This window comes from Anoxybacillus sp. MB8 (assembly GCF_011006755.1).
GTDB classification, from domain to species: Bacteria; Bacillota; Bacilli; order Bacillales; family Anoxybacillaceae; genus Anoxybacillus; species Anoxybacillus gonensis.
In genome coordinates, this window is sequence record NZ_RXXX01000009.1 from 16994 (window position 1) to 43068 (window position 26075).

The 26075-nt window shown below is 40.7% G+C and carries 22 protein-coding genes and 2 tRNA genes; 9 read left to right on the plus strand and 15 right to left on the minus strand.

Annotated features, from left to right (window positions below):
* Positions 1–78: 78 nt before the first annotated feature.
* From adhE to EKC99_RS05150, 3 genes are all read right to left on the minus strand, one after another.
* Positions 79–2682, minus strand: coding sequence for a bifunctional acetaldehyde-CoA/alcohol dehydrogenase (adhE, locus tag EKC99_RS05140; RefSeq protein ID WP_009361036.1), 2604 nt, complete (start codon positions 2680–2682; stop codon positions 79–81).
* A gap of 176 nt (positions 2683–2858) precedes the next feature.
* On the minus strand, positions 2859–3086 hold the full coding sequence (locus EKC99_RS05145) for a hypothetical protein (protein WP_009361037.1): 228 nt from the start codon (positions 3084–3086) through the stop codon (positions 2859–2861).
* Between the two features lie 90 nt (positions 3087–3176).
* Positions 3177–4469 carry an ATP-binding protein gene (locus EKC99_RS05150; RefSeq protein ID WP_136260330.1) on the minus strand — a complete coding sequence of 431 codons (1293 nt, stop codon included), beginning with the start codon at positions 4467–4469 and terminating at the stop codon, positions 3177–3179.
* 140 nt (positions 4470–4609) lie between these two features.
* Here EKC99_RS05150 and EKC99_RS05155 point away from each other — a divergent pair, with 140 nt between their 5' ends.
* The 9 genes from EKC99_RS05155 to EKC99_RS05195 all read left to right on the plus strand — a co-directional run bounded on the left by EKC99_RS05155 (position 4610) and on the right by EKC99_RS05195 (position 15227).
* Positions 4610–6124, plus strand: a complete 1515-nt coding sequence (locus tag EKC99_RS05155; RefSeq protein ID WP_035064316.1) for an FAD-dependent oxidoreductase — start codon at positions 4610–4612, stop codon at positions 6122–6124.
* Positions 6121–7590, plus strand: coding sequence for a spore germination protein (locus tag EKC99_RS05160; RefSeq protein ID WP_035064313.1), 1470 nt, complete (start codon positions 6121–6123; stop codon positions 7588–7590). Before EKC99_RS05155 ends, EKC99_RS05160 begins: the two co-directional genes overlap by 4 nt.
* Positions 7591–7599: 9 nt before the next feature.
* A complete protein-coding gene (locus tag EKC99_RS05165) occupies positions 7600–8700 on the plus strand; it encodes a GerAB/ArcD/ProY family transporter (RefSeq protein WP_035064311.1) in 1101 nt (366 codons plus the stop codon).
* A gap of 50 nt (positions 8701–8750) precedes the next feature.
* Complete coding sequence (locus EKC99_RS05170) at positions 8751–9791, plus strand: Ger(x)C family spore germination protein (RefSeq protein WP_240468804.1); 1041 nt, start codon at positions 8751–8753, stop codon at positions 9789–9791.
* Between the two features lie 70 nt (positions 9792–9861).
* On the plus strand, positions 9862–10917 hold the full coding sequence (locus tag EKC99_RS05175) for an ABC transporter ATP-binding protein (protein WP_019416480.1): 1056 nt from the start codon (positions 9862–9864) through the stop codon (positions 10915–10917).
* 1 nt (position 10918) lies between these two features.
* Positions 10919–11716: an ABC transporter permease gene (locus tag EKC99_RS05180; protein ID WP_009361044.1), complete on the plus strand. Its 798-nt coding sequence runs from the start codon at positions 10919–10921 to the stop codon at positions 11714–11716.
* Positions 11713–12492 carry an ABC transporter permease gene (locus tag EKC99_RS05185; RefSeq protein ID WP_240468805.1) on the plus strand — a complete coding sequence of 260 codons (780 nt, stop codon included), beginning with the start codon at positions 11713–11715 and terminating at the stop codon, positions 12490–12492. The genes EKC99_RS05180 and EKC99_RS05185 overlap by 4 nt, the downstream gene beginning before the upstream one ends.
* Entirely contained in the window at positions 12489–13562 is a 1074-nt protein-coding gene (locus EKC99_RS05190) for an ABC transporter substrate-binding protein (protein ID WP_163150854.1), read from the plus strand. The genes EKC99_RS05185 and EKC99_RS05190 overlap by 4 nt, the downstream gene beginning before the upstream one ends.
* A 174-nt stretch (positions 13563–13736) precedes the next feature.
* The gene (locus EKC99_RS05195) at positions 13737–15227 is read left to right on the plus strand and encodes a peptide MFS transporter (protein ID WP_019416483.1); all 1491 of its coding nucleotides are present in this window, start codon (positions 13737–13739) and stop codon (positions 15225–15227) included.
* A gap of 23 nt (positions 15228–15250) precedes the next feature.
* Here the strand turns inward: EKC99_RS05195 and rlmH are convergent, their stop codons facing one another.
* The 12 genes from rlmH to dnaB all read right to left on the minus strand — a co-directional run bounded on the left by rlmH (position 15251) and on the right by dnaB (position 26025).
* A complete protein-coding gene (rlmH, locus tag EKC99_RS05200) occupies positions 15251–15730 on the minus strand; it encodes a 23S rRNA (pseudouridine(1915)-N(3))-methyltransferase RlmH (protein ID WP_205597793.1) in 480 nt (159 codons plus the stop codon).
* 83 nt (positions 15731–15813) lie between these two features.
* Positions 15814–15969 carry a CxxH/CxxC protein gene (locus tag EKC99_RS05205; RefSeq protein WP_009361064.1) on the minus strand — a complete coding sequence of 52 codons (156 nt, stop codon included), beginning with the start codon at positions 15967–15969 and terminating at the stop codon, positions 15814–15816.
* Between the two features lie 54 nt (positions 15970–16023).
* Positions 16024–17232 (minus strand): S1C family serine protease, encoded by a 1209-nt coding sequence (locus EKC99_RS05210; RefSeq protein WP_019416603.1) that lies wholly within the window; start codon positions 17230–17232, stop codon positions 16024–16026.
* Positions 17233–17344: 112 nt separating this feature from the next.
* On the minus strand, positions 17345–18133 hold the full coding sequence (locus tag EKC99_RS05215; protein WP_035067229.1) for an MBL fold metallo-hydrolase: 789 nt from the start codon (positions 18131–18133) through the stop codon (positions 17345–17347).
* Positions 18134–18138: 5 nt separating this feature from the next.
* The gene (locus EKC99_RS05220) at positions 18139–18924 is read right to left on the minus strand and encodes a two-component system regulatory protein YycI (RefSeq protein ID WP_026011475.1); all 786 of its coding nucleotides are present in this window, start codon (positions 18922–18924) and stop codon (positions 18139–18141) included.
* Positions 18911–20239, minus strand: a complete 1329-nt coding sequence (locus EKC99_RS05225; RefSeq protein ID WP_009361068.1) for a YycH family regulatory protein — start codon at positions 20237–20239, stop codon at positions 18911–18913. Before EKC99_RS05225 ends, EKC99_RS05220 begins: the two co-directional genes overlap by 14 nt.
* A 5-nt stretch (positions 20240–20244) precedes the next feature.
* On the minus strand, positions 20245–22059 hold the full coding sequence (gene walK / locus EKC99_RS05230) for a cell wall metabolism sensor histidine kinase WalK (RefSeq protein WP_019416600.1): 1815 nt from the start codon (positions 22057–22059) through the stop codon (positions 20245–20247).
* 4 nt (positions 22060–22063) lie between these two features.
* The gene (gene yycF / locus EKC99_RS05235) at positions 22064–22768 is read right to left on the minus strand and encodes a response regulator YycF (protein ID WP_009361070.1); all 705 of its coding nucleotides are present in this window, start codon (positions 22766–22768) and stop codon (positions 22064–22066) included.
* A gap of 101 nt (positions 22769–22869) precedes the next feature.
* A tRNA-Phe gene (locus EKC99_RS05240) sits at positions 22870–22942 on the minus strand.
* 142 nt (positions 22943–23084) lie between these two features.
* Positions 23085–23160, minus strand: a tRNA-Asp gene (locus EKC99_RS05245).
* A gap of 97 nt (positions 23161–23257) precedes the next feature.
* Entirely contained in the window at positions 23258–24544 is a 1287-nt protein-coding gene (locus EKC99_RS05250) for an adenylosuccinate synthase (RefSeq protein ID WP_026011474.1), read from the minus strand.
* A gap of 116 nt (positions 24545–24660) precedes the next feature.
* Positions 24661–26025: a replicative DNA helicase gene (gene dnaB, locus EKC99_RS05255; RefSeq protein ID WP_009361072.1), complete on the minus strand. Its 1365-nt coding sequence runs from the start codon at positions 26023–26025 to the stop codon at positions 24661–24663.
* Positions 26026–26075: the final 50 nt, after the last annotated feature.

Genomic DNA, 26075 nt, shown 5'->3' on the forward strand with positions numbered 1-26075 from the left:
CAAGATATGAAAAAGGAGCGTTCCAAAAGTAACGGAACGCTCCCCCCTGTTATTCATAATGGAAAAACTTTTTAGTTCTTACACTCCCTTATACGCTTGGCGATAAATGTCGGCAAGGTCGCTGACTAATGGCAATTTTGGATTAGCTGTTGTACATTGATCTTCGAAAGCTAATTCAGCGAGTTGGTCAACTTTGCTTTCGAATGCTTCTTTGCTGACGCCTGTTGCCGCGATGCTTAATGGCATATCAAGTTCTTTTGCAAGCTTAATGATCGCTTGAACGAGGCTTTCTACTCCTTCTTCTGTCGTTCTTGCTGGCAAGCCGAGCAAGCGCGCAATTTGAGCATAACGTTCGTCAGCTACGAAATGTTCGTACTTCGGAAACGCTGTAAATTTCTTCGGTTTTTGCGCGTTGTAACGAATGACATGCGGCATTAAAATCGTATTTGCACGTCCGTGCGGAATATGGAATTCTGCCCCAAGTTTATGCGCTAAACTATGGTTAATGCCTAAGAATGCGTTCGCAAATGCCATACCAGCAATGGTTGATGCGTTGTGCATTTTTTCGCGCGCTACTTCATCGTTGCCGTTTTTGTATGCGCGTGGCAAGTATTCAAAAACGAGCTGAATTGCTTTTAGCGCTAATCCGTCTGTATAGTCGTTCGCCATGTTCGATACGTACGCCTCAATGGCATGTGTTAATACGTCCATACCTGTATCCGCTGTAATATGTTTTGGCATCGTCATAACAAATTGCGGGTCAACGATGGCGACATCTGGTGTTAACTCATAATCAGCAAGCGGATATTTGACGTTATTTTTCTTATCTGTAATGACCGCAAACGATGTCACTTCTGAACCTGTACCAGACGTTGTTGGAATCGCGACAAATTGCGCTTTTTGACCGAGTTTTGGATATTTAAATACACGCTTACGAATATCTAAAAACTTCTGTTTTAACCCATTGAAGTCTGTATTCGGATGTTCATAGAACAACCACATCGCTTTCGCCGCATCCATCGCCGAACCACCGCCAAGAGCAATGATGACGTCTGGTTGGAACGCATGCATCATATCGGCACCTTTCATGACGGTTTCAATCGATGGATCTGGCTCAACTTCTGAGAAAATTTCGCAATGCACATAATCTGGGCGTTTGCGTAAATAGTACAACACTTTATCAACATAGCCGAGCTTCACCATGCCTGGGTCTGTAACGATAAAGGCACGTGAGATGTTTGGCATTTTCGCTAAATATTGTGTCGCATGTTTTTCAAAATAAATTTTTGGCGGAACTTTAAACCATTGCATGTTTACATTCCTTCTCGCTAATTTTTTAATGTTAATTAAATGTGTCGCCCCAACGTTTGTCGAAACAGAGTTGCCACCGAATGTGCCGCAACCGAGCGTCAATGACGGAATGTATGCGTTGTAAATATCACCGATCGCTCCTTGTGAAGATGGGGCATTCGAAATGATCCGTCCTGCTTTCATTCGCTTACCGAATTCAAGAATGACTTCTTGATTTTCTGAATGAATGACAGCCGAGTGGCCAAGTCCACCGAATTCAAGCATTTCTTCTGCTCGTTTTAAACCTTCTTCTGTACTATTCACCTTATAGCACGCCAATACCGGGCTTAATTTTTCACGAGAAAGCGGCTCTTGCGGACCAACGCTTTTTAGTTCTGCTACAAGAATTTTCGTATCAACAGGTACATCAACGCCTGCCATTTTCGCAATTTCATATGCTGGTTTACCGACGATATTCGGATTGACTGCGCACGTATTCTCATTAATGACAAGCTTTTCAACTTTTTTCTTTTCTTCTTCATTTAAGAAGTAACATTTGTTTGCGATCATCTCATTTTTCACGGCATCATAAATTTCTTTATCAATAATAACCGCTTGTTCAGACGCACAAATCATACCGTTGTCAAACGTTTTTGATAGAATGAGATCGTTCACGGCACGTTTTATATTTGCAGTTTTCTCAATATAGCAAGGCACGTTACCAGGTCCAACCCCTAATGCTGGCTTTCCTGAGCTATATGCCGCTTTAACCATGCCTGCTCCACCTGTCGCAAGAATAAGCGAAACGCCAGGATGATGCATTAATTGTTGAGTCGCTTCAACAGAAGGCGTTTCGATCCATTGAATACAATGTTCTGGCGCGCCAGCTGCAATGGCTGCATCGCGTAAAATACGTGCTGCTTCACTGCTACATTTTTGCGCAGATGGGTGGAACGCAAAAATGATTGGGTTGCGCGTTTTGATTGAAATAAGCGCCTTAAACATCGTTGTTGATGTTGGGTTTGTTACCGGTGTAACCCCAGCGATCACCCCAACAGGCTCGGCAATTTCAATGATGCCTTCTTGTTCATTTTCGCGGATGACGCCAACCGTTTTATCGTATTTAATGTTATGGTAAATGTATTCTGTCGCAAAAATGTTTTTAATAATTTTATCTTCATACACGCCACGTTTTGTTTCTTCAATCGCTAATTTTGCTAAATACATATGTTTATCAAGCCCAGCTAACGCCATTTGTTTGACGATATGATCGATCGTTTCTTGATCGTAATCGCGAAACGCTTTTAACGCCTTTTGCGCATTAGCCACAAGCGTATCAATCATTTTTGTAACTTCTTTCTTTTGGTCTAATACTTTTTCATCAATAGCCATATAAGACCCTCCTATATTGTTCTTGTGAAACTTTTCACAAGATAATTAAAAAAAATAAAATGTGATTGTTTTCACATTTACATTATAACGAAAGGAATCACTTTCGTGTGTGTCAACTTTGTGAAATGTTGAGCAATTATTTTTAGAAGAGAACCGTCTTTTGTTAAAAAAGACGGTTACTCACACACTGGATTGCGTGGGATTTTCGTAAACGAAATATCGTTGTACATGCGCGTATTTCGTTTCACAATGACAACATAGTTTACTGTCCATATATAAGAAGGAATTTCTTGATCATCTTCAAACATCATCGCTTCAAATTCATCGCCAATCATTTCTTCAAATATCTCTAGTGTATATGTTTCCGCATCTGTTGAAAAGTTTCTCCATTCGCATACAAGCATCTTCTGTCACCTCAACTTTTCTTTTGTTACCATCATTGTAACATTCTTTTGTCGATTATAGTTTGTGAAATATTGAACAAATCATGAATATTATTTATTCGTCATATATGCTTGTTTTGGGTGATTTGGTTGTTCTGGATACTTTAAGCGCATTTTTCCTTCTGCTAATAACTTTCCTAAATAGTTGTTTCGTAAACCGTCTGGCGTCCGATCTAGTAAATACGCTAATTGTTTTAACATTAACGGTCGATGAGCGCATAGTTGCAAAATGATTTCTTCCATTTTGGTCGGTGCAAGCCTTTTTTTCTTACGTGCAATTTCAGCAATGTTCCATAACTCCTGATCGACATTTATTTCTTCTTCCTCATCCACTTTATTTACGGAGTCGGATGGGATATTTACGGAGTTTTCTTCTTTATTTATGGAGTTGTCCTCGTTATTTATGAAGTTAAGCCCTTTATTTAAGGAGTAAACTTCACTATTTAAGGAGTCTGGTTCGTTATTTACGGACTTAATCTCGTTATTAACGGAGTTTTGCTCGATATTATAGGAGTTTTCTTCTTTATTTACGGAGTCCGACAATGGCACATCGTCCGTCCAATCACTTACTGCCTCGATCTCCTCTATATGTTCATGTCTTTCTGAGAAGGACACAATAGGCAATGTAACGACCGTTCGTTTTTGAAAATCATATTGCTCGACAGCGAGTTGTTGTGAGCAAATCGTCTCTATTGTTTTTAAACCGACTCCAGCACGTTTACAAAACTGAATGTAAATAAACATTTTAAACATATTCGGATTGCGCAAATGGCTAATCCCGCCGCTATATGCTTGTTCTAAAGGAATGCCGAAAAGCCCTGGATTAGAAAATTGTATATATGATTGCTGCCGTTCAACAATAATGCCTCCATCGCCATTATAATCGGCATGGACAATCGCGTTGATAAGCGCTTCATGCACCGCTTCTTTTTCAAATGTAGATACATCTTTGAGCTCGTTCATCACTTTAAAATAAAAATCATAAATATTTCCCGACCACGTTCCGTCTTGTGAAGTAAAGCGGTTTGTCCAATGCACCGCATGATCATCATATTCGCGATATTCTAAAAAGTATTGTGGTAAAACTTCTGTAATCATTCGCTCTTCACTAAACATAAGGAGCCCTGCTAATGTGAGCCCTTCTTTGTTTGTATCTCGTATTTTTCCCCATGCCCCAATTTTATATAAAAAATCTTTCGTTTCTAACCCGTTCCACGGATGGTTTGGCTTTGCTTTTGCAAATTGCTCGCGATAATGACGAACAGATTCTAAATGCAACTCATTAAGCCCATAATGTTCTAACACCACGTTATCTTGTAAACGAATGTTTGCATCTTTATTCACTTTCAATCTCCCTCTTACGTTATGTTATAAAAACGTTTCTATACTCGTCTATTTCCATTTTATCATCTTTGCAAATGTTCATCATAAACTTTTCGATTTGGGGAAAATTAAGAAAAACATGGGTATGGAGGAACAAAAACATGTCTTTACCAAAGTTATCTCAATCGTATTGGCTACAAACAACAACGCTTCCGTCTTTTCCATCTTTGACGCAACCGATTGAAACGGATGTAGCGATTATTGGTGGAGGAATAACAGGCATTACAACGGCTTATTTGCTCGCTAAACAAGGAGTGCGTGTCGCCGTCATCGAAGCAGACCGGCTATGTCACGGCACAACAGGGCATACGACCGCAAAAATAACTGCCCAGCATGATCTCATTTATCATGAACTGATTGCCCACTTCGGTGAAGATAGCGCTCGGCAATATTACGAAGCAAACAAAGAAGCGTTGCAATCGATTTTGCATATCGTAAAAGAACACAATATTCATTGCGACGTATCGCTAGAAGATGCATACGTATATACAACCGAAGAAACGCAATTACATAAGCTTGAGGCGGAATGGAAAGCGTATGAAACGCTCGGCATCGATGGGGCATATGTCGATCAACTGTCGCTTCCTTTCTCTATCCAAGGTGCAGTCATGATGCGAAACCAAGCGCAATTTCATCCGCTCCATTATATAAAAACATTAGTCGAGCTTGCTGTAAAATACGGGGCATCTTTTTACGAACAAACTGTTGCACAACATATTGAGACAACGACGCAGCCGATTGTACAAACGAAAAATGGAGCAACGATCACTTGTGACACTGTTGTCATTTGTACCCACTTTCCGTTTTTTGACCCTGCTTTTTACTTTGCACGCTTGCATGCAGAGCGATCTTACGTCATTGCAGTCGAAGCTCACGAACGATTGCAAGGCATGTATTTAAGCGCAAATGAACCAAAGCGGTCGCTGCGCTGTACAACAATGGATGGAAAAACACTTCTTTTCGTTGGCGGCGAGTCGCATAAAGTCGGACAAGGGATCAACATGATTCACCACTATGAAGCGTTACAATCGTTTTGTGAACATACGTTCGAGCTATCACATGTGCTATATCGTTGGTCGGCGCAAGATCTCGTCACGTTAGACAATCTTCCATACATCGGTCCGATTCGCAAAAGTCTTCCGCACATTCTTGTCGCGACAGGATATCGAAAATGGGGGATGACGACAAGTATGGTTGCAGCTCGTCTTTTGACACATTTAGCGTTACAAAAAGAACATCGTTACGCGCATTTATTTACTCCGTCACGATTTATCGCTGACCCGTCACTAAACAATTTGTTCACTGAGGGCATTGATGTCGCTAAACATTTTTTAACTGGAAAACTGGAATATGCCCTTCGTACCCCGCGCGACATATCGAAAGGGGAAGGAGCCGTTGTCAATGTAGACGGAAAACGGGCAGGTGCCTACCGCGACGAACAAGGCACGCTGTATGTCGTCGATACAACGTGTACGCATATGGGTTGCGAACTGGAATGGAACAATAGTGAACGGTCATGGGACTGCCCATGTCACGGTTCACGCTTCTGTTTTACTGGAAAAGTGCTAGAAGGACCAGCTATCGAACCACTTCAACAGCTTAAAGGGGATGAATGATGAACGGAATACAACAAACCGTCACGCACTCGCTCGATATGAACGAACAAACGTTGCGTGATTATTTTTCAAAAACGCCTGATCTCATATATTGTCATCTATTTATTGGGGAACCAAAAAGACGAGCGTTGCTTATTTATCTCAACACGCTCGTTGATAAAAACTCGATTAACAATAACATTATTAATCCGCTTTTATTTGAAACGAAACAAATTCACACGATTGCTGATATTCAATTGCCAATCGGCTCAAAATCATATACGACAAAATGGGAACATGTCTTTCAACGGGTGTTTCAAGGGGAAACCGCACTATTCTTAGACGGCGACGACCATGTATTGTTGTTGGATACGCAAGGATGGCCGCAACGCGCGATCGCAGAGCCGCAAATTGAATCATCGCTTAAAGGGTCGCACCAAGGTTTTATTGAAACGTGTGAAAAAAATATCGCGTTAATTCGCCGCTATTTGCCACACCAACAATTAAAAATTGAAGAAACGACCGTCGGCAGACGCGGACATACCCCTGTCGTATTATTGTACTTAGAAGACATCGCTCATCCAGAAGTGCTGCAAGAGTTGAAAGATCGGATTGAACAAATTGATGTCGATACGATCGTCAATACCGGGGAGTTAATGCAACATATTGAAGATAATCCGTTTTCACCGTTTCCGCAATTTTTGTTGACGGAACGACCAGATGCTGCGGTCAGCAACTTATTACAAGGGCGCATCGTTATCGTTGTTGACCGCTCGCCTAGCGTCATGATTGGTCCGATGACGTTTATTACGTTTTTCCAAACCGTTGATGATTACAGTACACGTTGGATGATCGCCTCGTTTTTGCGACTGTTGCGCTTGCTTGCCTTTTTTATGGCGATCTTTTTACCGTCTGCTTACATCGCAGCACTTTCGTTTCATTACGAAATTATTCCGCTCAATTTATTGTTAACCGTTGGCGAATCGCGCGAACGCGTCCCGCTTCCACCGCTTTTAGAAGCCGTTTTAATGGAACTTGCGATTGAAATGTTACGTGAAGCGGGGTTGCGTTTACCTGCACCGATCGGACAAACGGTCGGCATCGTTGGCGGTGTCGTCATTGGACAAGCAGCCGTTGAAGCCGGCATCGTCAGCAACATTATGGTCGTCATCGTCTCGTTGACAGCCATTGCATCGTTTATTATTCCGAACCCAGATATGTCCGAGTCGATTCGTTTATTGCGTTTTCCAATGATGATTGCCGCTTCTTTATTTGGTTTAGTCGGTATGGTTATCGGGTTCATGCTTATTATCGGCCATTTGATTTCATTAGAGTCGCTCGGCACACCTGCAGGAAGTCCGTTTGCTCCTGCGCGGTTGCGCGATTGGAAAGATACACTTTTGCGCTTCCCGCTTTGGATGATGCGCACGCGCCCATTATCCGCCCGTCCAACGCAACTGACGAGACAAAAAAAATTTCGTAAATAAGTGGTGGGTATGAAACGATATCAATTTAACGAAATAACAACGATGCAATATATTTTTCTCATTTCAGGCACACAAATCGGCATTGGCATTTTATCGCTTCCAGCCCAACTTGCCGATATCGCCAATACAGATGGATGGATCGCCATTGTCATCGGCTGGATCATTTCGATCATCGCAAGTACGATCATTATAAAAACGATGAAAAAGCATGAACAAGACACGATTTTTGATCTTTCTCGTCGCTACTTCGGCCGTATATTTGGGACGTTTCTTCATCTTGCTTTTGTCGCTTACGCTTTATTAGCGTCAATCACCGTCGTTTTTACCTCTATTCATATTACACAAGTATGGGTTTTACCAAACACACCAAACTATCTCATTATGATGTTATTTATGCTCCCTGGCTTTTTAATTACACGAAATGGTGTGCGTGTACTTGGGCGTTATGCTGAAGTTGTCTTTTATTTAACGCTTTGGATGCCTATTCTTATTGCTGTGCCGTTACAAAAAGGGACAATTTTGCATATGCTCCCTATGCTCAAGGAAGGATGGGCTCCAATTATTCAAGCGGTGAAAACGACAGTTTTATCTTTTTTAGGATTTGAATTAGCGTTCGTGTTTTACCCATTTTTAAAAGAAAAAAAGCATGCGGTAAAAGCGATGGTCATCGCCAACAGCATCTCGGCTTTTACATTTTTGCTCATTACGATCACATGTTTTATTTTTTTTAGCCCAGACGAAACACCTTCGCTTATTTGGCCGACGTTGTCGCTGCTTAAAACGATCGAATTTTCGTTTATCGAACGGTTTGAAGTGATTTTTTTATCGTTTTATTTGTTCGTGATGTCAACGACAGGCATCCCCTATATTTTCACAACTGTTTTTGGCATTAGTCAACTCATTGGAAAAAAGGATCATACGATCGTATTACTCGTTGCTGTTTGTATATTTATTTTCACGTCGTTTTTATACAATCCATCGTTTTCTCATATTCAAACGATGGGTTCGTGGTGGGAAAGATACGGTTTATGGGGAGCGTACTTTTTCCCTATCGGTTTATTTATTTACACCTCCATTGCACGATGGTTTCAAGGAGGGAAAAACAAATGAAAAAGTGTATATATGCCATACTTTGCTTTTTTATAGCTAGTGGATGTGGAATGAAAACTCAACTTGACGAATTAACACTCGCATTGACGGTCGGTTTAGATGAGGGGAAAGATGGAAAGTTACTCGTTTACTCGATTAGCCCTGTGTTTAATAAAGAGTCTAAAAACATTTACGAAGTCATTCGTACAATTGGAATGACGCCGCGCGACGGACGGTCAAAAGCAAACGCGTTTGCGTCTGGAAAAATTGTTGGTGGAAAAGCGCAAAACATTATCGTCAGTAAAACGTTCACGAAAAAACACGACATGTTTTCCTACTTGGATGTGTTTTATCGCGATCCGAAAAATTCAACAACAGCGAATTTTATCGTTTTTGATGGTCCGTTAAAAGATTTAATGTACGTTCGTCTTGAAGATAAACCGCGTTTATCTGTCGCTATTCGCGATGTCATATTAACGGCCCATGTAAGTAAACAAACAACAAAAATTAATATGCTTGATTTTCGGCGTTCATCGCTCGATCGTGCCCAAACTCCATTTGCCCCCATTTTAAAAGTGCATAAAGGGGATTTAGTAGCAGGTGGCATTGCTTTATTTAATCGACAACGAAAATATGTCGGTAGCCTTTCCCAAAAAGAGAGCCCGTATTTTGCGATATTGAAAAAAAATGTTAAACCTGCTACATCGCTTACGTTTCAAACGAAAGAATTGACTAAACAAAAAGAATACGTAAGCATTTCGATTGAACATGGTGATTTTTCATATAAACCGTCATTTCGAAATGGGGTGTTCCATTTTGACGTTCGTATGAAGCTCGGCGTAATCGTCACGGAGTCAACGACATACATCGATATGAAAAAAGAAAAGAAAAAAGTCGAGAAATGGCTTGCAAAGGAAATACAAAAACAGCTGGAGAGCATCGTCAAAAAAATGCAAAAGTACGAAGTCGATCCAGTCGGATTTGGTTTGTATGCCCGCGCTTACGAATACAAACCGTTTCAAAAACAAAAAAGCTGGCCGAAAGCTTTTGCGAAAGCAAAGATCGATATTCATCCAACCGTTGAAATCATTAGCTATGGTGTCCTTCAATAAAAAGTTGCCCAATATAAACCGATCGTTCATAATGAATTTAAAAATAGCTAAATGAGGTGGGAAAAACAATATGGACGATCGCGTCATTATTCGCTTTGACCATGTGACAAAACAATACGATGATGATCTTCCTGTGCTCGATGATGTTAGTTTTGAAATCGAGCGAGGCAAATTTTATACGCTTCTCGGTCCGTCCGGTTGCGGAAAAACAACCATTCTTCGCTTAATCGCTGGTTTTATCGAACCGACGAAAGGCGATATTTATTTCCATGGAAAACGAATAAACAACGTTCCAGCAAATAAACGGCAAGTGAATACGGTGTTCCAAGATTACGCTCTTTTTCCTCACTTAAACGTGTTTGAAAACGTCGCGTTTGGCTTGCGCATTAAAAAAATGCCCATGGCAAATATCGAACGAAAAGTAAAGGAAGCGCTTCGTTTCGTCAACTTAGAAGGGTACGAACAACGCGCGATTCATGAAATGTCAGGTGGACAACGACAACGTGTCGCCATCGCCCGCGCGATCGTCAACGAGCCGGAAGTTTTGTTGTTAGATGAACCGCTTTCTGCACTTGATTTAAAATTGAGAACAGAAATGCAATATGAGTTGCGCGAACTGCAACGAAGACTTGGCATTACATTTATTTTCGTCACTCACGATCAAGAAGAAGCACTTGCGATGTCAGATGAAATTTTTGTATTGAATAAAGGAAAAATTGAGCAACGCGGTACACCAAAAGATATTTATGATGAGCCTGTCAACCGCTTCGTCGCTGATTTTATCGGGGAGTCAAACATCATTGCTGGCACGATGATTGACGATTTTGTTGTGGAATTTGCAAATCAACAATTTACGTGCGTCGATCACGGTTTTGCAAAAAATGAACGGGTAGATATTGTCATTCGTCCTGAAGATTTAGAATTAACAACTGTTGAACGAGGCAAATTGCGCGTGCGCGTCGATTCTGTTTTATTCCGTGGTGTTCATTACGAGCTTTGTTGTTATGATGCATATGGGAACGAGTGGCTCGTTCACTCAACAAAAAAGGCGGAAATCGGAGAAGAAATTGGCCTTCATTTTGAACCGGAAGCGATCCATGTCATGAAGCAGAGCGGAGGGGAGTAACATGCGCCGTTACGCTTATGCTATCCCATATTGGCTATGGATCGGATTGTTCGTCATTGCACCGATCATTCTTATCGTTTATTATTCGTTTTTCGATATGGAAGGCCATTTCTCGCTCGTTAACTATGAAACTTTTTTCACACCTGTTTATTTACGAATGACGTTTAATTCGTTTTGGTATGCATTTTTAATTACAGCCATTTCGCTTCTTATCGCTTATCCAACCGCCTATTTGTTGACGAAAACGAAGCATAAGCAGCTATGGTTGTTGCTTATTATTTTGCCGACATGGGTCAATTTATTGTTGAAAGCGTATGCTTTCCTCGGATTGTTCGGCACGTATGGCGCAATCAATGCGCTATTTGAAGCCATCGGAATCGGAACGAAGCAGTTATTGTTTACGGATTTTAGTTTTGTTTTCGTATCTGTTTATATTTTTATTCCGTTTATGATTTTGCCGATTTTTAATGCGCTTGAAAAATTGAATCCTTCTCTCATGGATGCGGCACGCGATTTAGGAGCGAGCGAATGGACGACATTTCGTCGCGTTATTTTTCCACTTACGCTTGATGGCGTAAAAGCAGGCTGTCAGGCGGTGTTCATTCCGTCGCTTTCGCTCTTTATGTTGACGAGGTTGATCGCTGGAAACCGCGTCATTACGCTTGGCACCGCTGTTGAGCAACATTTTCTCGTGACGCAAAACTGGGGAATGGGTGCGACAATCGCTGTCTTTTTAATGATTGCCATGGCTAGTATCATGGCGTTGACAGGGAATAAAAAATGGGGGGTGAGACAATGAAGTTTTCTCGCCTCTATTTAGCGCTTGTGTTTTTTATACTATACATGCCTATTTTTTATTTAATCTACTATTCGTTTAATAGTGGCGGAACGATGCATCATTTCGAATCGTTTACGCTCGATTGGTATAAAGAAGTGTTTGATGATACGCGCTTGCTCATCATTGTATTGCATACGATGATCATTGCATTATTATCGTCATCGCTTGCGACAATCATTGGCGTTTTCGGGGCGATCACCATTTATTATGCGAAACATCGCTGGAAACAAACGTTGCTTACGTTAAATAATATTTTAATTGTCAGCCCTGACGTCATTATCGGGGCATCGTTTCTCATTTTATTTACAATCGCCGGCATTCAGCTCGGCTTTACGTCCGTTCTTCTGTCTCATATCGCTTTCAGCATTCCAATTGTCGTGTTAATGGTGCTGCCAAAGCTACAAGAAATGAGCCCAACATTCATTGACGCGGCACGCGACTTAGGGGCAAACGAATGGGACGTATTGACGAAAGTCGTCCTCCCATACATTACCCCCGGCATTTTCGCTGGGTTTTTCATGGCGCTGACATACTCACTTGATGATTTTGCAGTTACGTTTTTCGTGACGGGCAACGGCTTTTCGACGTTGTCTGTTGAAATTTATTCGCGGGCACGACAAGGGATTTCGTTATCCGTGAACGCTTTATCTACCCTTCTTTTCTTATTTACGCTCTCTCTCGTCGTCGTGTATTACGTTATGACAAAACGAGCTAGCGTGAAGGGGGGACAAAAATGAAAAAAATATTGTCGCTTTTTTTGCTTGTTTGGCTCGTTGCTTTTAGTTTGCTTTATGTTACAAAAACGATCGAATCATCTGAAGGGTATGGAGGAGACAATACTGTCACGATTTATAACTGGGGCGACTACATTGACCCCGCACTCATTAAAAAATTTGAAAAAGAAACAGGCTTGAAAGTGATTTACCAAACGTTTGATTCAAACGAAGCGATGATGACGAAAATTGCTCAAGGTGGCACGACATTTGACGTCGCTGTCCCTTCAGAATACGCCATCAGCAAAATGAAAGAAGAAGGGTTGTTACTTCCGATCGATCATGCAAAAATCCCAAACTTACGCTATATTGATGAACGCTTCCTTAACTTATCGTTTGATCCAGGGAATCAATATTCCATTCCTTACTTTTGGGGAACGGTCGGCATCGTCTATAACCGTGCCCTACTTGGCGGAAAGGAAATCACGAGTTGGAACGATTTATGGGATCCGTCGTTTAAAAATGAAATTTTGCTTGTCGATGGCGCGCGCGAAATTATAGGAATGGCATTAAATAGTTTACATTACTCGCTCAACGATACGAACAAAACACATTTACAACAAGCAAAGCAAAAACTAGATGCCCTCACACCAAACGTCAAAGCGATCGTCGGTGACGAAATTAAAATGCTTCTTGCGAACGAAGAAGCAGCAATTGGCATCGTCTGGTCAGGGGATGCGGCAGAAATAATGTGGGAAAATGAACGGCTCGATTATGTCATCCCAAAAGAAGGAACAAACTTATGGTTTGATAATATGGTTATCCCAAAGACGGCAAAAAACATTGAAGGTGCCCATCAATTCATTAATTTTATGCTTGATCCGAAAAATGCAGCCCAAAACGCCGAATACGTCGGCTACTCAACGCCAAATAAAAAGGCGCTCGAATATTTGCCGAAGGAAATTGTTGAAGATGAACGTTTTTACCCGAGCGAACAACTGGCTAATAAACTTGAAGTGTATGAAAATCTCGGAAAAAGCATGCTTGCATATTACAATGAATTGTTTTTACAGTTTAAAATGCATCGCAAATAAGAGGATGGCGAAAAGCTATCCTATTATATTATTTTAGAAAATTTTTTATTTACTTAATCTGTCTATTCGTTTAAAATTATGATTTGTGAAACCTTTTTATTAATATGGATCGGTTTCATACAGAAAATACTGAAAATAAAAATTATTATTTTCGAAAATGGAAGGTGTTTTATTATGTCACAAAGTAAACAACAAATTGTGGACAGCGTCCCTCAACGTGGTTTTTTCGGCCATCCGAAAGGACTGTTTACGTTATTTTTTACTGAGTTTTGGGAACGTTTCTCTTACTATGGCATGCGTGCCATTCTCGTATTTTACATGTATTACGAAGTATCAAAAGGTGGGCTAGGGCTAGATGAAACAACTGCTTTAGCGATCATGTCCATTTACGGCTCACTCGTTTATATGTCTGGTATTATTGGTGGATGGTTTGCTGACCGATTGTTCGGAACGGCGAAAGCCGTTTTTTACGGCGGAATTTTAATTATGCTCGGTCATATGGCTTTAGCGATTCCAGGAAGTGTCACAATGTTTTTCGTTTCAATGGTTCTCATCGTTCTTGGGACAGGATTGCTTAAGCCAAACGTTTCGAGCGTCGTTGGCGATTTATATGCTGAAGGGGATCACCGTCGCGATGCAGGATTTAGCATTTTTTATATGGGGATTAACCTTGGTGCATTTTTAGCTCCGCTCGTTGTTGGAACAGTTGGGATGAAATATAACTTCCATCTCGGTTTTGGGATTGCGGCGATCGGTATGTTTTTTGGACTTCTCGTATTTATCGGAACGAAAAAAAGAAATCTTGGTCTTGCCGGAACGCATGTCCCAAATCCATTATCCGCAGATGAAAAGAAAAAAGTGTTTACATGGGGGGCAATTGGCGCAGCGGTCATCGCCTTGCTCGTTCTCATTGGCTCATGGACAAACGTATTAACAATTGATCTGTTTGTATCACTCGTCGGCATTTTCGGTATTGTCATTCCAACTATTTATTTCGTAGTGATGTATCGTAGTCCAAAAACGACAGATGTTGAGCGCTCGCGCATCATCGCCTATATTCCATTATTCATTGCATCAGCCATGTTTTGGTCTATCCAAGAACAAGGTTCGACCATTTTAGCAACATATGCGGATAAACGAACACAGTTGCATTTTGCTGGTATTGATCTTTCGCCAGCTTGGTTCCAATCGTTGAACCCGTTATTTGTCATTACATTTGCACCGATTTTTGCTTGGCTATGGGTGAAGTTAGGGGATAAACAGCCGTCCATTCCAAAGAAATTTTCTTTAGCGCTACTGTTTGCTGGTTTATCGTTTGTCGTCATTTTATTACCAGCTTATCTCGGCGGAAACGACTCATTAGTGAGCCCTCTTTGGCTCGTGCTAAGCTACTTAATCGTTGTGTTTGGGGAACTATGTTTATCGCCAGTCGGTTTATCGGCAACAACAAAGCTTGCTCCTGCGGCGTTTTCAGCACAAACGATGAGCTTATGGTTTTTATCAAGCGCAGCTGCCCAAGCCATTAACGCGCAAATTGTGAAGTTTTATACGCCTGAAACCGAAATGGCTTATTTCGGAACAATCGGCGGAATCGCCATCGTCTTTAGTATCATTCTTTTCATCATCTCACCAAAAATTGAAAGCTTTATGAAAGGGGTAAAATAAGCGGCTTCATTTCGCCGCTTATTTTATTTATGATACGGTTCCCCTCGGTTAATGCGAAAAGCGCGGTAAATTTGCTCAGTTAAAATGAGGCGCATGAGTTGATGCGGAAACGTCATTTTTGAAAATGAAAGCGATTCGTTTGCTCGTTTCATGACGTCATCGCTTAAGCCGAGAGACCCTCCGATGACAAAGGCGACTTTACTTTTTCCGTATGTCGCTAATCGATCGAGCGTTTGAGCAAATTGTTCAGAAGACATCATTTTTCCTTCAATGGCTAAAGCAATGACGTGCATATCGTCTGTTACTTTACCTAAAATGCGTTCGCCTTCTTTCTTTTTTACGAGCTCCGTTTGTTGTTTACTTAACTGCTCTGGCGCTTTTTCATCCGCTACTTCAATGATGTCGATTTTTGCATAGGATGACAGTCGTTTCATATATTCTTCGATTCCTTGTTTTAAATATTTTTCTTTCAACTTACCCACAGCAATAATATATATATTCACAAGTGATCCCCACTTTACAAACATAATATCCACAGGTTTTATCCACATATCCACAATATAAATCCACATATTGTGTAGAAACGTTAGTTCCCTACTATATATACCGCACGCTGTTCACAAAAATCGCACATTTCTTCTTTTTTATCCACAGAAACTGTTGATATCTCAGGCGCTTGTTGTTTTTCATCCACATACATATCAATCGCAAGTTCGACATGTTGTTCACAACATTTCCACAAAACATACCACTCCTCGTTTATGAATGAAACGACAGGGAATGCCCTGCCGTTTCACTATAATGATTGTTTGGCCAATTTTAATGTCACTGTTTGTTTTTTGCCATCGCGATAAAACGTTACTTTCATCGTATCGCCAATTTGTTTCCGATTATATAAATGCTTTCTTAAGGCGATGACATCCGGAATGTTTTCGTCATCTAACGCGACAATGACATCAAATTCACGTAAACCCGCTTGGGCAGCTGGTGATCCCGGTACGACTTGTAAAATAGCAACCCCTTCTTTCACGTTTGCCGGCAAATGAAGCGTCTGTTGCCAATGATATGCTGGAATATCGCTTAATGAACGTAACTCTACGCCCATATATGGTCGACGAACTTGTCCAAACTTCTCTAAATCCGCAATGATCGGTTTTGCATAGTTAATCGGAATGGATAATCCGATTCCTTCCACGGCTTCTTGCGCAATTTTCATCGAGTTAATTCCAATGACTTGACCTTCGATATTTACGAGTGCTCCTCCGCTGTTTCCTGGGTTAATCGCAGCGTCTGTTTGTAATACTTCTGCATGCCAATCTGGGATGCCATCTTGATCAATATCAATTGGAATCGTACGGTTTACCCCAGAAATAATTCCTTGCGTCACAGAACCTGCAAATTGCAAGCCGAGTGGGTTCCCAACTGCAATCACTGGTTCCCCGACCTTCACGACATCTGAGTTACCGAATTCAGCTACGTTTGTGACATGTTTCGCATCGATTTCTAATACTGCTAAATCGGTCCATACATCACTTCCAAGAAGACGAGCTGGCACTTTTGTTCCGTCGCTTAAGCTCACTTCGACACGGCTCGCACCTTCAACGACGTGATGGTTAGTGACGATATATGCCTTATTCCCTTCTTTTTTATAAATAACACCGGAACCTGTTCCAGCTTCCCCGCCTTCTGACCAAAAACTTGCTTCTTGAATATTTACAATGCCGACAACCGCATTAGATACTTTGTTTACAGCTTTCGTTACTTGAGTGACGACATCTACTGCTACACTTTTATCTACTTTTGGCTGCTCTGTTACCGTCGTCTGTTTTTCTTCCGTTTGTTCAAGTGAATAAGGTAACACGTCCCATTTTACTAGCGAAGGAATAGCGACGATGACAAGCATTCCCCCTAAAATCGCCCCGACTAATCCCGCCAAAAACGTGCCTCCGCGGTTCCCTTTTTGTTTTTGACGAACATGTTCATAATGATCATCATAATAGCCCATTTTTCACCCGTCCTTTCTATCTCAAATATTGACCCATTTTCCATTATAACCTGTTTTTTCGCTCATCATCTAACAATATACATACGTCATGTTGGTGAAAAAACGGTGAAATTTATACGGAAACGAGCGCTGTCGGACGAACCGGATCCGTATCATATAGTTGAAAAGATTCTCCGACGATCATCCCTTTTTTCTCAAGCGTCTGAGCAACTGTCATTCGCGCTAATTCTTTCATATTGTTATCTTGGCTTAAATGAGCTAAATAAATGCGCCTTGTTTTATCACCGATCACGTCCGCTAAGGCGAGACCTGCATCTTCGTTAGATACGTGTCCGACATCACTTAAAATACGTCGCTTAATGTTCCATGGGTATTTTCCCATACGTAACATTTCTACATCATGGTTGCTTTCAAATACAAATACATCCGCATGACAAATGACACCTTTCATGCGCTCGCTAACATACCCTGTATCTGTAATAAGCGCTAACTTTTTTCCCTCGTAATGAAACACATAAAACATAGGCTCGGCGGCATCGTGCGACACGCCAAATGACTCAACATCCATATCTCCAAACGTGCGAACAGCACCCGTTGGGAAAATAAATTTTTGTTCAGATGGAATGTCACCAATGAGTCCATCCATCGCTTTCCACGTTTTTTCATTCGCATAAATCGGAAGGCGGTACTTCCGAGCAATGACGCCTAAACCTTTAATATGATCGCTATGTTCATGCGTCACTAAAACACCTGTTACATCTTGAAGACGGCGATCAATATGAGCAAATAGTTGCTCTAATTGTTTACCGCTTAATCCTGCATCAACAAGTAACCGTTCACGTTCCGTTTCTACGTAAAAGGCGTTACCTGTACTGCCACTTGCCAAAACGCTAAACCTCATCTCATTCACTCCAACACTTTATTTTCATCGCTAATCACTTGTCCTTCAAATGCATTGACATAATAATCTGTTTTTCCATTCACAACAACATGCCATGTCGGTGTTAACACTTGCGAAGTCGTAAACTGGACAAGTGCATAATAACCTAAATCGATTTTCGTTACGCGATCACCAGGCTTTAAGTGATTTCGTTTATACAACGTCTCTAATGCTTTAATCGCTGGCAAAATTTCTTGTTTTTTCTCGTTCTTTTCTAAATCAACAAGCAACGTTTGTTCGTAACCGACCATTTCATTTTGATCGTTCACATAAATAAGCAACATACTGCTCACGTTTTTATAAATCGTTTTTCCTTCATATTGTTGAAAATAAATGAGCGCTTGTAAATCTTCGTCATACTTCCAAAACGTATATTGATCACCCGCAATGATATTTTGCCTTAAAAACTCTGTTAAACGATAACCGTCTTTCGGGTCTTGCAATGGAACAGGTTTAATAAAATGAGCTTGCAAAACCGTTTCATTTGCTGCTTCTACTTGTTGGTTTGGCAAATTTTTAACTTCTTCTTCCGTAAACGTTTTACTTTTCCCACTGACATATGTCGCTTTCGTGATCTCTTTTGGCAAATCGACATATGTAATACCATCTGCTTCAAGTTGTTCTTCAATTGTCGCTTCTAAAATGACATCAAGCTGGCTACTATTTTTTTTCTGAATAAATTGGTACCCTAAAAATATATCGAGAATGAGAAATGTAATAATAAAAATCGTTTTCGTTTTACTCCAATCCAATGATATCCCCTCTTCGTTCATCTGTCGTCATCACAATTTTCCGCCATGTTCCGTTATATAAACAGTACCAAGCTGGTTCTAACATGACGATATTTTCCCGCTCCGAATCACGAATGAGCTCATAACCGATGGCAATATCATCAATTAACTCATGTTGAATATTTTTTTGTTGTTTCAACTGATCAATGACTTCATATCCAGACGAAAGTGTAATTGGCAAGCTCACCCGATCGGGAATAGCTAATGTAAATAGTGGGCGTTGGTAATTGATAATCTCATTTTCTCCCCATATTTGTATAATTTCTGCCATACCGTAACGATTAAATACAGGATAACCATTGGCAAACAAACGAAAAGTTACTTTTCTACCGTTTTCGTCTAAGCGATCAAAATAATACGTATCCGTCCAACCGCCGTGATCGTTGACAAAGTCGATGCTTTTTTGCAAGATCGTTGGATCAAACGTTTGTGTTTCGCCACGAGCCGCTGGATTGACATACAATAGTAACTTTTTAGATAAATCGACATCCATTAACCGCGAACCATCTGTATATTCTTCTCCGAAGTTGAGCACATCTTTTTTCACAAAACTCGGATCTGTAAATAGCGCATCTTTAAAACGATCTGCGCTTAATTCGTCCATATAGTATTGCAATCGGTTTAATACGAGTGGACGAGCTGGTAAAAATAGCGATTTTGTTTCACTGATGTCGTACGATAAAAATGGTGTATAACGCTCTGCGCGCGCATAATATGTTTGTTTCAAATTCTCTATCGACACATCTTGAGCGACCGCTTTATATATACGCTTTTCATTGACAGATACGAAATATACGTGAATTTCTTCTTCGTTTTCATTCATTGGAATAATGATGCGATCAAAGCGAACTTTTTCAACATCTGTATCATCTATTTGAAAAATCGTATGATACATTTCAATCGGTATGTCGTCTGGATAAATAATTTCTATTTTTCCTTTCCCATGGATAAACGAAAGAAATTGTTCTTTTTTTACTGTGTCTGATATATTTTCAAAATGATCGAACGTCCAATTTTTCATTTCCTTCATAAATTTATAAATGTCTGAATGATGCGTCATCCCGTAATGTTGTGCATCTTTATGAATAAAAATATAACGCGGCTGAACGACTGTACCATAATCGACCGCAACATTGCTGACAGGGACGTTTTGAATGTATTTTGCGTTTTCAATGAAGTCATATTTCGGCTGATACGTCCATAAGCTCCACGTTAAAAAAACGCTCGTACATACAAGAATCGTCAATACAATCGATTTCATCGTTTCGTATTTCATCGTTTTCATCCTTTTTTCTGTTGTTCAATCGGCAAAGTAAAGTAAATCGTTGTCCCTTTCCGTTCTTGACTTTCAGCCCAAATACGCCCACCATGTGCGACGACAACTTCTTTTGCAATCGCAAGACCTAGCCCTGTTCCACCGAGCTTCCGTGAGCGCGCCTTGTCGACACGGTAAAAACGCTCAAAAATTTTCGATAAATCCGATTTAGGAATACCGACTCCTTCATCTTTCACACTTACTTCGATATGATCCTCTTTTTTCTTCACACGAAACGTAATTTTTCCTCCTTGCGGAGAGTATTTTAAGGCGTTAGAAATAATGTTATCAAGCACTTGTGTAATTTTATCTTCATCCATATGAACAAAGATTTTTTCATCAGGAAAGTCTCGAACGAACGAAACGTTTTCTTTTTTCGTTAGTTCAAATCGATCGATCACTTTATGAAAATATGGAATAAAATGAACGCGCGTCTTTTTCAATTTGTAGTCTTTGCTGTCAAGCTTAGAAAGCTGCAACAAATCGTTGACGAGACGAATCATTCGCTCTGTTTCATTTTGTGTCACTTCAATAAATCGCGGAGCAATTTCCTCATCGCGCCATGCTCCGTCCGCAAGCGCTTCTAAATAACTGCGCATGGTCGTTAACGGCGTCCGTAGCTCGTGCGAAACATTAGCGACAAACTCGCGACGATCGCGATCAATTTTTTCATGTTCTGTAATATCGTGCAACACAACGATTAACCCGTTTACAAACCCTTTTTCTTTTTGAATAACAGATAAAGAAGCGCGTAAAATGTACATTTCTTCTTCTGTACTAAAATCTAAAATTAACGTTTCACGCTCTTCCAGCAGCGTTTCAAATGTGTATTGTTCGTCTAATCCTAATACGCTCACAATAGGGGCAGACAACACTGTTTCACGTGAAACATTTAAAATGTTTAGCGCCGCATCATTAATTAAAATAATTCTCCCTTTTCTATCTGTGGCGATCACACCATCTGTCATATGCGTCAATACCGATTCTAACTTACGACGCTCTCCTTCGGTCGTCGCTTGCGCTTCTTGCAATTTTTTCGTTAAGTTGTTAAAACTGAGCGCAAGCTGTCCAATTTCATCATACCCGTATACTTTTACTTTTCGTGAAAAATTACCTTTTGCCATCGCTAATGCTTGTTTACGCATATCTGAAATGGGACGAGTAATCGTTTGCGCTAGTAAAATGCCTAACAACGCTGTAATGACTAAAGCGATTCCTGTTCCAGTCGCTAAAATGTTATTAATTTGCCTCATTTGTGCAAAAACATTTTCCATCGAGGCGATAACATAAATAGCCCCTTTCATTTCGTTCTTTACTTTAATTGGGGTCGAGGAAATATACATGCGGTGCCCTGTTTTCGGATCAACAAGCATTTTTTCCGTCATTTCGCCTGCAACTAACGTTCGTTTAATTAGTAAATCTGTCGTCCGTTTTCCGACAATATTTTGATTGTATGGATTCGATGTTCCTAATACTTTACTTTTATTATCAATAACGCGCACTTCAGAAATATCTTGTGACACGAAATCTTGTAAAATTGCGCGAATCTCTTCTTCGATTGTAGGACTTTTTTTATCGCGTTCTTTATTCATTTCTTGTTCAATATTGTAAGCGAGCAAAATCACGCGCTCATTTAACGAGTTTTTAAAGTTTTCAACGAGTTGTGCCTCTAATTGACGCACGAAATAAGCCCCGATAATTTGCATTGCGATTAAAATAAGCAAAATATAAATCAAGGCAAATTTCACGTGAATCGATTGGAATATACTTACTTTTTTCATGCGGTTACTCCTGTTCCGGATTTCGTAAATAATATCCTACCCCTCGTCTTGTCACAATCCACGTTGGATGCGAAGGGTTGTCCTCGATTTTTTCACGCAAACGTCGAACGGTTACATCAACGGTACGCACATCGCCAAAATAATCGTATCCCCATACCGTTTGAAGTAAATGTTCACGTGTCATCACTTGACCGATATGTTTCGCTAAATAGTGAAGAAGTTCAAACTCGCGATGAGTTAATTCAATTTCCTCTCCCCGTTTAGATACAATATAAGCGTCTGGATGAATGGTAAGCGAACCAATTTTTATTTCGCTCATTTCTTTTACATCTTGTTCTTGGCTTTGTTGATGGCGACGCAAATTAGCTTTCACGCGTGCCAACAACTCGCGCGTGCTAAATGGCTTCGTTACATAATCGTCCGCACCGAGCTCTAGTCCAAGCACTTTATCAATTTCAGAATCTTTTGCTGTCAACATAATGATCGGCATATCGTATTTTTTACGAATTTCGCGGCATACTTCCATACCATCTTTTTGCGGAAGCATAATATCTAATAAAATTAAATCCGGTTGAATATCTTCTACTTTTTGTAACGCCTCCACACCGTCGTACGCACAATATACGTCATATCCTTCTTTTCTTAAATTAAATTGCAAAATGTCAGCAATCGGCTTTTCATCATCAACAACTAAAATTTTTTTCTCCATTTATGTTCACTCCCCCAAAAAGGCGTATTTACATATAGTGTACCATGTCACTATTATAAAATAAAAAAGCATAGACACATATATGTATCTATGCTTACAAGTGGCTCGGGACGGAATCGAACCGCCGACACAAGGATTTTCAGTCCTTTGCTCTACCGACTGAGCTACCGAGCCATATTGATTATAGCTTCACCCTTTATTTATTCGAAAACAAAACGTCCTTCGTCCCGCTCTCCATTTGCTTACTCAAGATGCGACTCGAGCGGTACGCTGGTGCCTGATCAATGAAGTCCATTCGAGCGTGCTAATAAAAAAATGGCGGTTCCGACGGGATTCGAACCCGCGATCTCCTGCGTGACAGGCAGGCATGTTAACCACTACACCACGGAACCGTATTCTAACAGACATCTATTATTCTATTATATAATTAGTAAAAAGACAATAGTTTTTTTAAAAAAACGTCGACGAACGAGTCATCGACGTTTTTTCTTATGCATATACGTTACGGACAACATTCGTTTGAGAACGGTCTGGTCCGACAGAGAAAATAGAAAGCGGAATACCTGTCAATTGCGAAATGCGCTCAACGTAACGGCGGGCATTAGTTGGAAGTTCGTCTAAGCTTTTTACGCCAGTAATATCTTCTGTCCACCCTGGCAATTCTTCATATACAGGTTCGCATTCCGCTAGCACTTTTAAGCTTGCCGGAAACTCTTCTATGATCTGTCCTTTATATCGATAAGCGACGCAAATTTTTAACGTCTCAATACCTGTTAATACGTCGATTGAGTTTAAAGATAAATCTGTAATCCCGCTAACTCGGCGGGCATGGCGAACAACAACGCTATCGAACCAACCGACGCGACGTGGGCGCCCTGTCGTCGTTCCATACTCGCGGCCTACTTCGCGAATGCGGTCACCAATTTCATTGTTTAACTCAGTTGGAAACGGACCGTCACCGACACGTGTTGTATATGCTTTAGCTACACCAACAACATGTTTAATTTTTGTTGGACCAACACCTGCACCAATCGTTACCCCACCAGCCACAGGGTTAGATGACGTAACAAACGGATACGTTCCTTGGTCAATATCTAACATGACGCCTTGGGCGCCTTCAAATAAAACACGACGTCCTTCATCAAGCGCATCGTTTAATACGACAGACGTATCGCAAACATACTTCGCAATTTGTTGTCCATATTCATAATATTCATCAAGAATGTGTTCTAATTTAAATCCTTCAACACCGTACACTTTTTCAAAAAGTACGTTTTTCTCCGCTAAATTACGGGCTAATTTTTCTTCAAATACTTCACGGTCGAGCAAATCTGCGATGCGGATGCCGACACGTGCCGCTTTATCCATATAAGCAGGGCCAATTCCTTTTTTCGTCGTTCCGATTTTATTAGCCCCTTTTCGTTCTTCTTCTACTTCATCCAGCTTTAAATGATAAGGCAAGATCACATGTGCGCGGTTGCTAATGCGTAAATTTTCCGTGCTTACACCACGCTCATGTAAATACGCTAATTCTTGCACAAGCGCTTTCGGATCAACAACCATTCCGTTTCCAATGACACAAATTTTATCTTTATAAAAAATGCCAGAAGGAATTAAATGTAATTTATACTTTTCGCCGTTAAATACAATCGTATGTCCGGCGTTATTTCCACCCTGATATCGTGCAATCACTTCTGCATGTTGTGATAAAAAGTCTGTAATTTTACCCTTTCCTTCATCGCCCCATTGTGTTCCAACAACAACAACTGAAGACATGGCGAGCACCTCCGCTTCATCAATTCCAAACAAAGTAAGTGTACCAAATCAACTACGAAAAATCAATAAAAAACCGAACATTTATATATGTTTTTATCATTTTTATTCGTATTCAATTAAGCCCCAGGCGGAACGTTTGCATCATCGAAGCGGCGCTCTAAGTTGACAAACTTGTTATACTCTTTAACAAAAGCAAGCTGTACAGTACCAACCGGACCGTTCCGTTGTTTTGCAATAATAATTTCAATGATATTTTTGTTTTCCGATTCTTTATCGTAATAATCATCACGATATAAAAAAGCGACAATATCGGCATCTTGCTCAATACTTCCCGATTCACGCAAGTCAGACATCATCGGGCGTTTATCTTGGCGCTGCTCTACGCTTCGAGAAAGCTGAGATAAAGCGATGACAGGAACATCTAATTCACGAGCTAACGCTTTTAGCGAGCGAGAAATTTCCGATACTTCTTGTTGACGATTTTCGCGGTTTCGTCCACTTCCTTGAATAAGCTGTAAGTAATCGATTAATACCATTCCAAGTCCTTGTTCTTGTTTTAAGCGGCGACACTTGGCACGAATTTCACTTACGCGAATGTTCGGCGTATCGTCAATAAAAATCCCGGCATTTGACAGGCTTCCCATCGCCATCGTTAACTTTCCCCAGTCTTCCGGTGTGAGTTTGCCCGTCCGCAAATTTTGAGCGTTAATGTTTCCTTCTGCACAAAGCATACGCATCACAAGCTGTTGCGCACCCATTTCTAAGCTGAAAATGGCCACATTCTCACCCGTACGCGTCGCCACATTTTGCGCAATATTTAATGCAAATGCAGTTTTTCCGACAGATGGACGAGCAGCAACAATAATAAAATCGCTTCGTTGAAACCCGGCCGTCATCCGATCTAGTTCAATAAATCCAGTCGGAATTCCGGTGATTTCCCCCTTGCGATTATGGAGCATTTCAATGTTGTCGTATGCTTGAACGAGCACATCTTTTATATTTTGAAATCCGCTCGTATTTTTTCGTTGCGATACTTCTAAGATTTTGCGCTCCGCTTCATTTAACACATCTTCTACTTCATCTTCCCGCGTGTAGCCGTCTTGGGCAATTGATGTAGCTGTACGAATTAAACGGCGTAAAATGGACTTTTCTTCTACAATTTTCGCATAATATTGTACGTTTGCCGCCGTTGGAACAGCATTCGCTAGCTCGGTTAAATATGAAACGCCCCCTATTTCTTCAAGGGCATTCGCATCTGCTAGTTCTGATGTAACGGTCACTAAATCGACTGGTTCACCACGATCAGATAGTTGCAACATCGTCCGGAAAATTTTTTGATGGGCAGCTCGATAAAAATCTTCGGGAATTAATATTTCTGAAGCGGTTGTGAGCGCCGATGGCTCCAATAAAATTGCTCCGAGCACAGCTTGCTCAGCTTCAATATTTTGTGGGGGGAGTCGATCAGCAAATACGTCGTTCATATACGCTCACCATCCTTTCTCATAAGAAAAATGTGATTATATGCACGGAA